The sequence below is a fragment of the Nocardia sp. NPDC051833 genome (assembly GCF_040681225.1).
Taxonomy (GTDB): domain Bacteria; phylum Actinomycetota; class Actinomycetes; order Mycobacteriales; family Mycobacteriaceae; genus Nocardia.
Window position 1 is genome coordinate 3483345 of record NZ_JBFAYK010000001.1, and the last position, 16849, is coordinate 3500193.

1 protein-coding gene is annotated in these 16849 nt (G+C 73.2%); it reads left to right on the plus strand.

The genetic code is table 11. The features are described from left to right. Positions 1-9: 9 nt before the first annotated feature. Positions 10-16683 carry an amino acid adenylation domain-containing protein gene (locus AB0L91_RS15855; protein ID WP_365010505.1) on the plus strand — a complete coding sequence of 5558 codons (16674 nt, stop codon included), beginning with the start codon at positions 10-12 and terminating at the stop codon, positions 16681-16683. Positions 16684-16849: the final 166 nt, after the last annotated feature.

Below are 16849 nucleotides of genomic sequence, written 5' to 3' on the forward strand. Positions count from 1 at the left end.
GGAACGGGCGTGACCCGGGCCAGCAGGGCGTCCGGCGCCCGTGCCAGGCAGCGGGGGAAGTCGCTGCCGCAACTGCTGTCCGTCGCCGTGGAATCCAACCCCGGCGGCGTCGCGCTGTCCTGGGACGACGGCGTGTCCGCTCCCGTCCGCTGGAGCTACGCCGAGCTCGACGAACGCGCCAACCGGCTGGCCCGGCTGCTGATCGCGCGCGGGGTCGGCCCGGAGGACATCGTCGCCATCGGCATCCCGCGTTCGGCCGATTCCGTGCTGGCCATGTGGGCGGTCACCAAGGCGGGCGCCGCGTTCCTGCCCGTCGACCCGAACTATCCGCCCGCCCGGGTGACCCACATGCTCGCCGATTCCGGCGCGGTCCTCGGCCTCGCCGTCGGCGCCGCGCTGGACCGGTTGCCCGGCACCGTCGACTGGCTGTGCCTCGACGATCCGGCCGTGCGCCGCGCCGCCGAGGAGCAGCCCGGCGACCCGGTGACCTTCGCCGACCGGGTGCGCCCGCTGCGGCTGACGCACCCGGCCTACATCACCTACACCTCGGGCTCCACCGGCCTGCCCAAGGGCGTCGTGGTGACCCACGCCGGCCTGGCCGGATTCAGCGCCGAACAGCGCGCGCTCTACAGCGTCGAGCCGACCTCGCGGACCCTGCACTTCGCCTCGCCCTCCTTCGACGGCGCCGTGCTCGAACTGCTGATGGCGGTCGGCGCCGCGGCGACCATGGTGGTCGCGCCCGCCGGGATGCTCGGCGGCGCCGAGCTGGCCGAGGTGCTGCGCCGCGAGTCGGTGACGCACATGTTCATCACGGCCGCCGCGCTCGCCTCGCTCGACCCGGCCGGGCTGGACGACCTGGTCGTGATCGCCAGCGGCGGCGAGGACGTCCCGCCCGCCATGGTTCGCCGCTGGGCCATCGAACTACCCTCGGGCACACGGCGTTTCCACAACGGCTACGGGCCGACCGAGACCACCATCATGACCAACATCAGCGCCGCGCTGGCGCCGGGTGCGGCCGTGAACTTCGGCCCGCCGCTGCGCGGGGTCACCGAGTACGTGCTCGACGAACGCCTGGTCCGGGTGCCGGACGGGATGATCGGCGAGCTCTACATCGCGGGCAACGAGCTGGCCCGCGGCTATCACGGGCGACCGGCGCTGACGGCGGCCCGTTTCGTCACCGACCCGTTCGATCCCGCCGGTGGACGCATGTACCGCACGGGCGATCTGGTGCGCAGGCGCGCCGACGGTGCGGTGGAATTCGTGGGCCGCAACGACTTCCAGGTGAAGGTCCGCGGCTTCCGGATCGAGCTGGGCGAGATCGACGCGGTGCTCTCCGCACACGACAGCGTCGACTTCGCGGTGACCGTGGGGCACCAGCTCGACAACGGCACCACCATCCTCGCCGCCTACGTCCACGCCGCGCCGGGCGCGCGGGTCGACTCCGACGAGCTGCTCGCCCACGCCAGGGCCGGACTGCCCGCGCACATGGTGCCGACCGCGCTGACCGTGCTCGACACCATCCCGCTGACGCCGGTCGGCAAACTGGACCGGGCCGCGCTGCCCGCACCGACCCTGCGTACCGAGGAATTCCGCGCGCCGTCGGGCGCGATGGAGGAGCTGGTCGCGCAGATCTTCACCGAGCTGCTCGCCCCCGAGCGGGCGATCGGCGCCGACGACGACTTCTTCGCGCTCGGTGGCAACTCGCTGCTGGCCACCAGGGCGGCGGCCCGGCTCGGCGCCGAGCTGTCGGCCCGGGTGCCCACCGGTCATGTCTTCGAACGGCCGACGGTGGCCGGTCTGGCCGAGCTGCTCGAGCCGCTCAAAGGCGCGGGCGGCCAGTCCGCCCCGACGCGCCGTGAGCGGCCGGAGCTGATCCCGCTCTCGCCCGCTCAGCAGCGGATGTGGTTCCTCAACCAGTTCGACCCGGCCTCGGTCGCCGAGACGATCCCGTTCGCGCTGCGGCTGTCCGGCCCGTTCGACGCGCGTGCCCTGCACTCCGCGCTGACCGACCTGGTGCAGCGGCACGAGTCGCTGCGCACCTACTACCCGGCGATCGACGGTGTCGGCCACCAGGTGGTGCTGCCGATGGCCGACGCCGTGCCCGATGTGCTCGTCGACGAGCTCACCGAGGACGAATTGCCGCTGTGGCTAGGCGAATTCGCCACCACCGGCTTCGACGTGGCCGAGGGCGTCCCGCTGCGGGTGGCGCTGGCCGAGCTCGGCCAGCGCGACCATGTGCTCGCGGTGGCGCTGCACCACATCACCGCCGACGGCGCCTCGGTCGCGCCGCTGCTGCGCGACCTGCTCGGCGCCTACCTGGCCCGGCGCAACCGCTCGCGGCCGAGCTGGCAGCCGCTGCCGGTGCAGTACGCCGACTACACGCTGTGGCACCGGGAACTGCTCGGCGCCGAGGACGATCCCGACTCGGTCGCCACCGCCCAGATCGGTTTCTGGCGCGACACGCTGGCCGGGCTGCCCGACCGGCTCGACCTGCCCACCGATCGCCCGCGCCCGCCGGTGTTCACCGGCCGTGGCGCCGAATTCGGCTTCCGGATCCCGGCCGAGGTGCACACCGCGATCGCCGCGCTGGCCCAGCGCAGCGGCGCCTCGGAGTTCATGGTCGTGCACGCCGCGTTCGCAGTGCTGCTGAGCAGGCTCGCGCACACCGACGACATCGCCATCGGCACCCCGGTGGCCGGTCGCGGCGCCCGCGAACTCGACGACCTGATCGGCATGTTCGTCAACACCCTGGTGCTGCGGTCGCGCGTCGACGAGCACGCGAGCTTCGCCGAGCTGTTGCGCGAGACCAAGCGCGCCGACATCGCCGCCTTCGCCCAGGCCGACCTGCCGTTCGAGCGCCTGGTCGAGCTGCTCGACCCGGTCCGCTCGCAGGCGCACCACCCGCTGTTCCAGGTGGCGCTGTTCTTCCAGAACCTCGATCTGCCGAACCTGCGGCTGCCCGGCCTCGACGCGACGCCGGTCGAATTCGGCGGCGCTGTGGCCCGTTTCGACCTCCAGCTGACCGTCGTGCCGGGCACCGACCCGGCCGAGCCGATGGCCGCGTCGTTCAACTACGCCACCGATCTGTTCGACGCCGACTCGATCGAGACCATGGCGGCGCGCTTCACCCACCTGCTCGCCGCCGTCACGGCCGACGCCGACCTGACGATCGCCGAGATCGATCTGCTCACCGCCGCCGAGCGCGAACTGACCCTGACCGCGTGGAACGGGACCGGCCACCCGGTGGCGCCCGAGCTGATGCTCGACGCGTATCGCCGTGCGGTGCAGGCGCATCCGGACGCCACCGCGCTCGTCTACGAGGGCACCGACCTGACCTACCGGCAGTTCGACGAGCGGGTCAACGCGCTGGCCCGGCTGCTGATCCAGGCCGGGGTCGGCCCGGAAGGCCTGGTCGGCCTGGCGATCCGGCGTTCGCCGGACCTCGTCGTCGCCATGTACGCGGTACTCACCGCCGGTGGCGCCTATGTGCCGCTGGACCCGGACCATCCGGCCGAGCGCATCGCCTACATCCTCGACACCGCGCGCCCGGCCGCCGTGCTGAGTACCGAGGCGCTGCCGGTACCCGACGGCACCGAACTGCTCCGGCTAGACGAGCTCGATACGCGGGGCGTACCGGTCGATCCGGTGCGCCCGGCCGAACTGCGCGCGCCGCTGCGCGCCGACCACCCGGCCTACGTCATCTTCACCTCCGGTTCCACCGGAAAGCCCAAGGGCGTGGCGATCTCGCACGCGGCCATCCACAACCAGCTGGTGTGGATGCTCGCGAAATACCCACTGGCCCTGGGCGATGTCTACCTGCAGAAGACCGCGACGACCTTCGACGTGTCGCTGTGGGGCTACTTCATGCCGCTGCGGGTCGGCGCGACGCTGGTGCTCGCCACCCCGGACGGGCACCGCGACCCGGCCTATCTGATCGATCTGATCGCCCGGCACAACGTCACGGTGACCGACTTCGTCCCGTCGATGCTCACCGTCTTCGCCGCCCAGGCCGGGTCCGCCGGCGCGATGCCGTCGCTGCGCGAGGTATTCGTCATCGGTGAGGCGCTGCCGCCGGAGACGGTCGACGCCATGGCGGAGATCAGCTCGGCCCGGCTGCACAACCTCTACGGTCCCACCGAGGCCGCGGTCTCGGTGACCTACTGGCCCGCCCGCGCCGGCGAGCGGACCGTGCCGATCGGCCTGCCGCAGTGGAACACCCGGGTCTACGTGCTGGATTCGCAACTGCGACCGGTGCCGCCCGGGATCGCGGGTGAGCTCTATCTCGCGGGCGATCAGCTCGCGCGCGGCTACGTCGCCCGGCCCGGCCTGACCGCCGACCGCTTCGTCGCCGACCCGTTCGACGCGGGCAAGCGCATGTATCGCACCGGTGACCTGGTGGTGTGGCGCCGTCCCACCGCGACCGCGCCGCATCGGCTGGACTACCTGGGCCGCATCGACTTCCAGGTGAAGTTCCGCGGCCAGCGCATCGAGCTCGGCGAGATCGAGACCGCGCTGCTCGCGCACGAATCCGTCAGCCAGGCGGTGGCGCTGGTCGCGCCCACCGAACTCGGTGATCAGCTCGTCGCCTATGTCGTGCCCGCGCCCGGCCGCGCCGCCGATCCGGACCGGCTGCGGACCGTCGCGTCGAAGACCTTGCCCGCGTACATGGTTCCCGCGTCGGTGACCGTGCTCGACGCGCTGCCGCTCAACGCCAGCGGCAAGCTCGACCGCAAAGCCCTGCCCGCGCCGCACTTCTCGGCCCGCGCCTTCCGGGCGCCGGGCACCGAGCAGGAGAAGCTCGTCGCCGGGCTGTTCGGGGAAGTGCTCGGCCGCACCGATATCGGCGCCGACGACGACTTCTTCGCCCTCGGCGGCAACTCCCTCGTCGCGACCCGGCTCGTCGCCCGTCTCGGCGCGGCCACCGGGGATCGGGTCGCCGTGCGCGCCCTGTTCGAGACCCCGACCGTCGCCGGTCTCGCCGCGACCCTGGGGACCGGCGGCGACACCGCGGCGACCAGTGGCCTCGGCACCCTCACCCGGCCCGCCGACCTGCCGCTCTCGCCCGCGCAGCGGCGCATGTGGTTCCTCAACCGGTTCGACCAGGGCGCGGCCGCCGGTGACGGCGCCGCCGCCTACAACCTGCCGTTCGCGCTGCGCCTGACCGGCAGCCTGGACGTGGCCGCGCTCGGCACCGCGCTGCGCGATGTGCTGGCCAGGCACGAAGTGCTGCGCACCGTCTACCCCGACACCGGCGACGGCCCGATCCAGCGGGTACTGCCGGTCGAGCAGGTCGACCTCGATGTCACCGTGCGCCGCGTCGATCCGGCCACGCTGATCGAGCAGGTCGGCGCGCTCGCCGCGACCGCCTTCGACGTGACGGCCGAGGTCCCGCTGCGGGTCCGGCTGCTCGACATCACCGGCGACGGCCCCGACGCGCCCACCGAGTACGTGCTCGCGGTGGTCGTGCACCACATCGCCGCCGACGCGTCCTCGATGGCGCCGCTGGTGCGTGACGTGACCACCGCCTATCTGGCCCGGACGGCCGGGCACGCCCCCGGGTGGCCCGCGCTGCCGGTGCAGTACGCCGACTACGCGCTGTGGCAGCTGGATCGCCTCGGTGACGAGACCGACGCGGAATCCGCCGCCGCCGCGCAGATCTCGTTCTGGCGCGACGAGCTGTCCGGCCTGCCGGACCTGCTCGAACTGCCCGCCGACCGCCCGCGTCCCGCCGTCGCCTCGCTGGCGGGCAGCCGGGTGCCGGTGCGCATCGACGCCGAGACCCACGCCGGGCTCGCGCAGCTCGCCAAGGACAGCGGCGCCACCGTGTTCATGGTGCTGCACACCGCCTTCGCGGTGCTGCTGGCCCGCACGGCGAGCACCGCCGACGTCGCGGTCGGCACCCCGTTCGCCGGTCGGGGCGAGCGCGAGCTCGACGACCTGATCGGCATGTTCGTCAACACCGTCGTGCTGCGCACCCACTACGACGGCGGCGCGTCGTTCACCGACCTGCTCGCCGCGCAGCGCACCCGCGACCTGGCCGCCTTCGCTGCCGCCGACATCCCGTTCGAGCGGCTCGTCGAGGTGCTCGACCCGCCGCGCTCGACCGCGCGGCATCCGCTGTTCCAGGTGGGCCTGTCGTTCCAGAACGTCGACCGCGCCGCGCTGGAACTGCCCGGTCTGCGGATCGCCCCCGTGTCGGCGGAACTGGCCGTGTCCCAGTTCGATCTGCACCTGATCGTCGGTGACGGCTACGCCGCCGACGGCACGCCGACCGGCATCGAGGGCTTCTTCACCTACGCCACCGACCTGTTCGACGCGGAGACCGTGCTGGCCTTCGCCGACCGGCTCGGTCTGCTGCTCGACGCGGTGGTGCGCGAGCCGGGCGTCGTCGTCGGCGATGCCGACCTGCGCACGTCGGCCGAGCGCGCGACCGAGATCACCGCGGGCGCCGCCGATCTCGCGATCCCGGGTGGCACGCTGGCCGACCTGCCCGCGCTGGCGCGCCCCGAAACCGTCGCGCTGGTGGCCGATCTGCCCGAGGGCAGGCTCGAACTCACCTACGCCGAGTTCGAGGCACGGGTCAATCGCCTTGCCCGGCATCTGATCTCGCTGGGCGTCGGACCCGAGTCGCTGGTGGCGCTCGCGCTGCCGCGCTCGATCGATCTCGTCGTCGCCATGTTCGCGGTGACCCGCGCGGGCGGCGCCTACGTGCCGATCGATCCGGACCAGCCCGCCGATCGCACCGATTACATCCTCGGCACCGCGGCCCCGATCTGCGTGCTCAGCAACGGTTTCCGGACCGACGCGGCGCCGGTCGTGCGGGTCGACCATCCGGTGATCGCCTCGGCCGACCCGGCGCCGATCACCGACGCCGACCGGCGCGCGCCGTTGCGGCCGGAGAACACGGCCTACGTCATCTTCACCTCCGGTTCCACCGGCCGCCCCAAGGGCGTGGCCGTGCCGCACGCCGCCGTGGTCAACCAGTTGCAGTGGCTGCGTGGTGAATTCGGCACCGGTGCCGACGACGTGTTCCTGCTGAAGACCCCGGCCACCTTCGACCTGTCGGTGTGGGAGTTCTGGTCCGCCGCGGTCTGCGGCGGCAAGCTGGTGATCGCCGCGCCCGACGGGCACCGCGATCCCGCCTACCTGGACCGGCTCATCACCGACGCCGGGGTCACCACACTCACGGCGGTGCCGTCGCTGCTGGACGCGCTGGCCGGCTACTGGGAGGCGCGGCCGCAGCCGCTCACCCGCATCCTCGCCATCGGCGAGGCGCTGCCCGCCGCGCTGGCCCAGCGCCTGCTGACCGCGCTGCCGGACACCAGGATCGACAACCTGTACGGCCCCACCGAGGCGGCCGTGTCGATCACCGACCACCGGGTGACCTCGGCCGACGTGCTGAGCGTGCCGATCGGCACCCCCGAATGGAACTCCCGGGTGTACGTCCTCGACGAGCGCCTGCGCCCCGTCGCGCCGGGCGTGCGGGGTGAGCTCTACCTCGCGGGCGCCCAGCTGGCGCGCGGCTATCTGCGCAAGGCGGCGCTGAGCGCCGAACGCTTCGTGGCCGACCCGTTCGAGCCCGGTGCGCGGATGTACCGCACCGGCGACCTCGTCGCCCGTGACCGGACCGGCTCGCTGAACTACCTGGGCCGCACGGACTTCCAGGTGAAGATCCGCGGCTTCCGGGTCGAGCCGGGCGAAGTCGAGGCCGTGCTGCTCGGGCTGCCCGGGATCGCCCAGGCCGCCGTGCTCGCGCGCACCGACGCGCACTTCGGGGACCGGCTGGTCGCCTATGTTGTCGGCGGGGAAGTCGAGGTGGCACAGCTGAAGTCGGCGCTGCGCGACAAGCTGCCCGCGTACCTGGTGCCCGAGGCGTTCGTCGTGCTCGACACACTGCCGCGCACCGTCAACGGCAAGCTGGACCGGGCCGCGCTGCCCGCCCCGGTGTTCGAGGCCGCGGCCTTCCGCGCGCCCGCGACGCCGACCGAACAGCTGGTCGCCGAGGTCTACGCCGAGATCCTCGGGGTCGACGCGGTCGGCGCCGACGACGACTTCTTCGCCCTCGGCGGCAACTCGCTGCTCGCCACCAGGGCCGCCGCCCGGATCAGCGCGGCGCTGGACCGCGCGGTCGGGGTCCGCCTGCTGTTCGAGGCGCCGACCGTCACCGATCTCGCCCTGCGCGTACACCGGTCCGCCGAGCTCGCCGCGCTGCCGCTGGTGGCCGGACCGCGCCCGGACCGGCTGCCGCTGTCGCTGGCCCAGCAGCGGATGTGGCTGCTCAACCGGCTCGACCCCGAGGCCACCGTCTACAACATCCCGGCCGCCATCCGGCTCACCGGCACGCTCGACCTCGCGGCGCTGGCCGTCGCCGTCGGTGACCTGTTCGCCCGGCACGAGGTGCTGCGCACCCGTTATCCCGAGCACGGCGACGGTCCGGTCCAGGAGGTGCTCGCGCCCGGCGCGGTGCGGGTCGACCTGACGCCGATGCTGGTCACCGCCGACGACCTGGTCGACGAGGTGCGCCGGACCGTGGCCGAGGGCTTCGACGTCACCGCCGCGCCGCCGGTGCGGCTGCGACTACTGCGGCTGGGCGCCGACGACCACGTCCTGGTGTTCGTTGCCCACCACATCGCCGCCGACGGCTTCTCGATGGGCCCGCTCACCCGTGACCTGGTGCTGGCCTACACCGCCCGCACCGAAGGCGCCGCGCCCGCGTGGTCGCCGCTGCCGCTGCAATACGCGGATTACGCGGTGTGGCAGCGGGAATCGCTCGGCGACGAGGCCGATTCCGCGTCCACCGCCGCCGCGCAGCTGAGCTACTGGACCGAAGAACTCGCCGGGCTTCCCGAGGAGATCGCGCTGCCCGCCGACCGGCCGCGGCCGCCGGTGCAGTCCTTCGCCGGCGCCATCGGCACCGTCGAGATCGACGCGGCGCTGCACGCGGGTCTGGCCGGGCTCGCGCGCGCACAGGGCGTCACCGTGTTCATGGTGGTGCAGGCCGCCCTCGCGGTACTGCTCGCCCGGACCGGCGGCACCGACGACGTCGCCATCGGCACCCCGATCGCCGGTCGTGGCGCCCGCGAACTCGACGACCTCGTCGGCATGTTCGTCAACACCCTGGTGCTGCGCAGCCACGTGTCGGACGCCGAGCCGTTCACGGCGCTGCTGCGGCAGACCCGCGACACCGACCTGCGGGCCTTCGCGCACGCCGATATCCCGTTCGAGCGGGTCGTCGAGGCGGTGCAGCCGGTCCGGTCGGCGGGCAGGCACCCGCTGTTCCAGGTGGCGCTGTCGTTCGAGAACCTCGCCCCGGTCGCGTTCGAACTGCCCGGCATCACGGTGGGCGCGCTCGACGCGCGCACCGCCGAGGCCAAGTTCGACCTGCTGCTCACCGTCCGCGAGCTGCCCGACCACGGCGGCATGCACGCCGAATTCACCTACGCGACAGATCTGTTCGACGAAGCCACCATCGTGGCCTTCGGTGCCAGGTTCGCCCGGCTGCTCGGCGAGCTCGTCGCCGATCCCGAGATCGCCGTCGGTGCTGTCGAGCTGCTCGACGACGCCGAGTTCACCGCGCAGACCACCTTCACCGGTCCGCCCGCCGAGCCGGAGCGCACGCTGGCGCAGCTGATGGACGCCGCCGTGCTGGCCAACCCGACGGGGGTGGCCGTGCGCGGTGACGGGCGCGGCTTCACCTACGCCGACCTCGACGCGGCGGCCAACCAGCTGGCCAGGGGTCTCATCGCCCGTGGCGCCGGACCGGAAGTCGCGGTGGCCGTGGCGATCCGGCGGTCGGTCGAATCGGTGCTCGCGGTGTGGGCCATCGCCCGCACCGGCGCGATGATCGTGCCGATCGACCCCGGCTACCCGGCCGAGCGGATCACCCACATGGCCGCCGACTCCGGCGCGGTCTTCGGCGTCACCCTCGCCGCCGAGCTGACCGGGCTGCCCACCCTGCCCGGCGACGCGGGCTGGGTCGCCCTCGACGATCGCGAATTCACCGCCGAGGTCGCCGGTTACGCCTCGGTGGCGCTGCGCGAGATCGAACTGCGGGCCCAGCCGAGCACCGCCAACGGCGCGTACATGATCTACACCTCGGGGTCGACGGGTCTGCCCAAGGGCGTCGTCGTCACCCACGCCGGCCTGGCCAACTTCTGCGCGGAGCAGAAGCAGCGCTACCGGCTCGATTCCGGTTCGCGGGCACTGGCTTTCGCCTCGCCGTCGTTCGACGCCTCGATGCTGGAGCTGCTGCTCGCCCTCGGTGGCGCGGGCACGCTGGTGGTGGCGCCCGCCGGGTCCGTCGGCGGTACCGAACTCGCCGAGCTGATCCGCACCGAAGGCGTGACCCACACTTTCCTCACGCCCACCGTCCTGGCCACCCTCGACCCGGCGGGCGTGCCGGGGCTGCGGCATCTGGTCGTCGGCGGCGAGCACGTGCCCGCCGACCTGGTCGCGCGCTGGAACACGCTGGCACAGCGCAAGTTCCACAACGGCTACGGTCCCACCGAGACCACCATCATGGCCGCCATCAGCGATCCGCTGACCCCCGGCGCCGACGCGCACATGGGCGGTCCGATCCGGGGCACCACGGCGCTGGTCCTCGACGGGCGGCTGCGTCCGGTGCCCGAGGGTGTCACCGGTGAGCTGTACCTGGGCGGCATCCAGCTCGCCCGCGGCTACCACCGCCGCGCGAGCCTGACCGCGGCGCGCTTCGTCGCCGATCCGTACGGGGCGCTGGGCACCCGGCTCTACCGCACCGGCGACCTCGTGCGCCGCCGGGGCGACGTGCTGGAGTTCGTGGGCCGCAACGACTTCCAGGTGAAGATCCGCGGCCTGCGGATCGAACTCGGCGAGATCGACGCGGTGCTGGCCGCCGCGCCCGGCGTCTCCTGGGTCACCACGCTGGGCCGCGACAACGGCACCGGCGCCACCATGCTGGTGTCCTACGTGCTGGCCGAACCGGGGGAGCGGCTCGACCCGGCCGAACTCACCGCGCTGGCAGGCCGCGTGCTGCCCGACTACATGGTGCCCGCGGCGATCGTCGTCCTCGACGAGCTGCCGCTCACGCCGGTCGGCAAGCTGGACCGGCGCGCGCTGCCCGATCCGGTCACCGTGCGCCGCGAGCACCGTCCGCCGCGCACCGCGGCCGAACGCGCGCTCGCTCGGGTGATCGGCGAGGTCCTCGGCCACGACCGGGTCGGCCTCGACGACGACTTCTTCGCCCTCGGCGGCGACAGCATCACCGCCATCCAGGTGGTCTCGCGGGCCGCCGCGGCCGGGGTGGGGCTGCGGCCGCGCGACCTCTTCGACGCGCGGACCGTCGGCGCGCTCGCCGGGCGCGCCGAGATCACCCTCGACGCGGGCTCGCGGCCCGCCGCCCTGCCGCTGACCGCCACCGCGGCCCAGCTGATGGAGACCGGGGACAACGCCGTCGAACCCAGGGCCGTGCTGCTCGACGTGCCCGTCGACTGTTCCGACGACGCCGTCGCCGAGGTCGTGCACGCCGTGATGAACCAGCACCCGATGCTGTGGGCGGTGCTCGACCGCAGCGGCAGGGCCCCGGCGCTGGTGATCCCGTCGCAGGAGGAGCGCACCGGCGACGCCTTCCGCAGGCTCGACGCCACCGACGGTGAATCCTCGCTGCCGGTCGACGACATCGTCGCCGCGGCCGCCGCCGCGCTCGACCCGGACGAGGGCCGCAATATCCACTTCGTGCTCACCGGCGACGGGGAGCACAGCTCCACGCTGGTCGTGGTCGCCAACAGCCTGGTCCTGGACGAGCCGTCCTGGCGCTCGATCGTCGACCAGCTGACCACGGCGTGGAGCCGGGGCCGCCACGCGGCGCCCGCCGCACCCGACGCCGGACTCGGCGACCTGGTGCGCAGGCTCGCCGAATACCCGTCCTCGGGCCGGGCCCGCGCCGAGCGCGAGTACTGGCACCGCGCGATCCGGTCCAGGGCAGGCGAATCCGCCGATCTGCGGCAGCGCAACCGGGTCTCGCTGAGCATCACCGGCGAGGGCACCGCCGCGGTCACCACCGTCGCCGACGCCTACCGCGCCACCGTGGACGAGGTCCTGCTCACCGCCGCCGCGCTGGCTCTGCACACCGCCGCCGACACCGCCGTCGCGCGGGTCATCGGCACCGTGGTCCGGCTGCGCGCCGACCAGCGCGTGCTGGGCAGGCCCGACGCCGAGAGCGTGGTCGGCGGTTTCACCACCGATTACCCGCTGGTGTTGCGCCTGGAGGGCGTCGACATCGCCGACGCGCTGGTCGGCGGGCCCGCCGCCGGGACCGCGCTGGCCCAGATCAAGGAACTGCGCCGGACGGTGCCCGCGCACGGCGCCGGTTTCGGCCTGCTGCGCTATCTCGACGCCGAGGCCGCCGACAGCGTGCGCTCGCTGGATCGGGGCCGGTTCGCGGTGCGCTTCCGCGACCTGCGCCCGGCCAAGGTGCACACCGACGTCGCCGCCGACGATCTGGCGCTCGTGCTCACCGTCGACGCCACCGACGACGGCATGGTCGCCCGCTTCGACTACGCCACCGCGGCGCTCACCGCCGACGCGGTCAAGACCTTCGCCGAACACTGGATCCGCGCCCTGGGCGGCCTCGCCGAACACGGATTGCGGCCCGGCGCGGGCGGATTCACCCCGTCGGACTTCCCGCTGGTGCGCCTCGGCCAGACCGAACTGAGCCGGCTGGTGCGGCGCTACCCGCTGCTCAGCGATGTCTGGCCGGTGACCCCGCTGCAGTCGGGCATGCTGTTCCACGCGCTGCTCGCGGAGAACTCGGTCGACCCCTACATCACCCAGTTCGCGCTCGACCTCGATCCGGCCGTGGACGACGAGCGGCTGCACCAGGCCGCGCAGGCCGTGCTCGACCGGCACGACAACCTGCGCGTCGCCTTCGCCGCCGACGCGGCGGGCACCCCGCTGCAGGTGGTGCTCGACGACATCGACGTGCCGTGGCAGGTCATCGACGCCGACGCCGCCACCTACCAGCGGATCAAAACGGCCGACCTGACCACGCACTTCGACATGGCGGCCGCGCCGCTGCTGCGCTTCACCCTGGTGCGCACGCCCGAGACCGCGCACCTGCTGGTCACCAGCCACCACATCCTGATCGACGGCTGGTCGACCCCGCTGCTGCTGCAGGAACTGCTCACCGCCTACGCGGTCGGCGGCCGCTCGCGCCGCCTGCCGAAGATCGCGCCCTACCGGGACTACCTGGCCTGGCTGGCCGAACAGGACCTCGACGCCGCGCGCCAGGCCTGGCGCGGCGCGCTCACCGGCCTGGCCGAGCCGACGCCGCTGGCACCGGTCGACCAGGGCCGCGAGATCGCCACCGGGACCGGCGAAACCGGCTTCGAGCTGTCCACCGCCGACACCGCCGCGCTGAGCACGCTCGCGGCGGGGCTCGGCGTCACGGTGAACACCGTGGTCCAGGCCGCGTGGGGCCTGCTCATCGCGCGCCTGGTCGACCGCGACGACGTGGTGTTCGGCGCCACCGTCTCCGGCAGGCCCGCCACCCTCGACGGCGTGGAACGCATGGTCGGCCTGTTCCTCAACGCCATCCCGGTCCGGGTGCGGCTGCACCCCGGCGACACCGTCGCCGAACTGCTGCGCAGGCTGCAGGACGACCAGGCGGCCCTGCTCGAGCACCACTACCTGGGTCTCGGCGAGATCCAAGAGATCGCGGGCATCGACGCGCTGTTCGACACGCTGGTGGTGTTCGAGTCGTTCCCGGTCGACCGGGAGGGTCTGGCGCAGGCCGCGTCCGGCTCCGCCGCGGTCACCGGGATGGACGCCGCCAACGGCACCCACTACCCGCTGACCGTGCAGGTCGTCGCCGACGGCCAACTGCGGGTGTCGGTCAAGTACCTGCGCGACGTCTTCGGCGAGGCCACCGCGACCGCACTGGCGCAACGACTCTCGATGCTGCTGGCCCGGTTCACCGCCGCGCCGGAGAGCAGGCTCGCCGAGATCGATGTGCTGCTGGCCGAGGAGCGGGCCGTGCTGTCGGCGGCCAATGCCACCGACGCGCCGGAACTGCTCGACGACGCGACACTGCTGGCGCTGTTCGACGCGCAGGTGGCCGAGACACCCGACGCCATCGCCCTCGTCGACGGCGAGACCTCACTCACCTACGGCGAATTCGACGCGAAGGCCCGCGCGCTCGCCGCGGCGCTCGGCGCACGGGGCGCCGGTCCCGACGCGCTGGTCGCCGTCGCCATGCGGCGCAGCGTCGACCTGGTGACCGCGATCTACGCGGTGCTGCGCACCGGCGCCGCCTACGTGCCCGTCGATCCGGACCATCCGGCCGAGCGCACCGACCGGGTGCTGGCCGCGGCCGCGCCCGTCTGCGTGCTCACCACCACGGGCACCGGATTCACCACCGCCGCCGAGGTTTCCGTCGTCACCGTCGACACGCTCGAGCCCGGCGCGGCGCCGGTGGCGCGCGCGGCGGTCCAGGCGGACAACCTGGCCTACGTCATCCACACCTCCGGCTCCACCGGCACGCCCAAGGGGGTCATGCTCACTCACCGGCAGCTGGTCGCCCAGTTCCGCTGGGCGCAGCGCGCCTACCCGCACGGCCCGGGTGACGTGGTCCTGCACAAGACGCCGGTCACCTTCGACATCTCCACCTGGGAACTGTTGTGGCCGTTGCAGACCGGCGCGACCGTGGTGATCGCGGCGCCCGACGGGCACCGCGACCCGGCCTACCTGGCCGAGGTGCTGGCCGAACGCGCCGTCACCACGGTGCACTTCGTGCCGTCGATGCTCGACGCGTTCCTCGCCGACCGCGCCGACGGCGGCTTCCCGGCGCTGCGCCGGGTGTTCGCCGCCGGTGAGGCGCTGTCGGCCTCGACCGCGCGGCGCTTCGCGCGGGCGCTGCCCGGCGTCGACCTGATCAACTGGTACGGCCCGGCCGAGGCGACTGTCGTCACCGCGGCGCGAGCCGAAGTGGGTGCCGCCGTGAGCATTCCGATCGGCACCCCGGTCGCCAACACGCGCGTGCATGTGCTGGACCGGCAGCTGCGGCCGGTGCCGCCCGGCACCGCGGGCGAGCTGTATCTGGAAGGCGTGCAGCTGGCCCGCGGCTACCTCGGTGCCGCGGCGCTGACCGCCGAACGATTCGTCGCCGAGGCCGGCGGCGGCAGGCTCTACCGCACCGGCGACGTGGTCCGCTGGACCGAGGAACGCGAGCTGGAATACCTGGGGCGCAGCGACTTCCAGGTGAAGCTGCGCGGTCAGCGGATCGAGCTCGGCGAGGTCGAGGCCGTGCTGCTGGATCACCCCGAGGTCAGGCACGCCGCCGTGGCGCTCGTACACGGCCCGACCGGGGATCGGCTGGTCGGTTACGTCGTCCCGGTCGACGCGGCCGAACCCGCCGAGACCGAGACCGCGCCGCCGGCGGCCGGCTACTCGATCGAGAGCGGCGCGAGCGCGGACGGGCTGGACGAGGCGGCGCTGCTGGCGCACGCCAGGGCCGCGCTGCCGTCGTACATGGTCCCGTCGACCCTGGTGACCCTGAAGTCGTTGCCGCTCAACGCCAGCGGCAAGCTCGACCGCAAGGCGCTGCCGGTGCCCGCGGTCACCACCCGGCCCTACCGTCCGCCGACGACCCCGCTGCAGCGCGCGGTCGCCGAGGTGTACGCGGAGGTGCTCGGCGCGGGCAAGGTCGGCCTCGACGACGACTTCTTCGAGCTCGGCGGCAACTCGCTGGTCGCCACCAAGGCGATCAGCAGGCTGCGGACCAGGGTCGGCGCCGAGGTGCGGGTGCAGTGGTTCTTCACCGACGCCACGGTCGCCGCGCTCGCCGCCCGCATCGACGCCACCCAGTCCGACGCGGGCGACTACGACGTCGACTCCGACGACGCGCTCGGCGTGCTGCTGCCCATCCGCAACCGGGTGCCGCACGGCACCGAGGCGGGCGGACCGCTGTTCTGCGTCCATCCGATGTACGGCCTGTCCTGGTGCTATGCCGGGCTCGCCCAGTACATCCCGGCGCGGCGGCCGATCTTCGGCCTGCAGTCGCCCGCGCTGAGCGAGGCGGGCTACCTGCCCGGCACGCTCACCGAGATGGCCCGCCGCTACGTCGCCGAGATCAAGGCCGCCCAGCCGCACGGCCCGTACCGGCTGATGGGCTGGTCGCTGGGCGGTGTGCTGGCGCACGCGGTCGCCACCGAACTACAGGCGCAGGGGGAGCGGGTGGCGCTGCTGGCGATGCTCGACTCGCATCCCGACATCGATGTGCCCGATTTCCACACCGCGGTCCGGGACGCGCTCGCCGAACTCGGCGTCGACCTCGGCGCGGCGCTGCCCGCCTCCGGGGTGCGCGAACTCAGCGAGGACGCGCTGGCCGCGCTGCACGCGATCGTCCCGGCCAACATGGCCGTGCTCACCCCCGAGCGGTTGCGCCGGATCTATCGCAGCGCGGTGCGCTCGGCCGAGCTGATCGCCGAGCACCAGCCCGCGAGGTACCGGGGCAGGCTGGAGTACTTCAGCGCGCTCGGACACGAGACGGCAGCACGGAATTGGGCGCCGTATGTCGAGGGCGAGGTCCGCGATCGGCCGGTCGCGGTGGTGCATGATCAGATGACCTCACCGGAGGCGCTGGCCGAGATCGGCCCGCGCCTGGCGGAGTTGCTGGATGTCGGCGACCGGGAGTCCGGGGCACGATGACATCGGTGATGCTGGTGAGGCATGATGTGACCGCGCTGTTGTAACGATTCCTACTGTTGTATCGCCTGGGTAACCCGTAGGGTTCTGGCGTGGTGCAACCCATTCGAAACGAAGCGAAGGTGCGAAATTGATTCGTCGGCACTCCCGGCGTCGTGGCTCCCGCGCC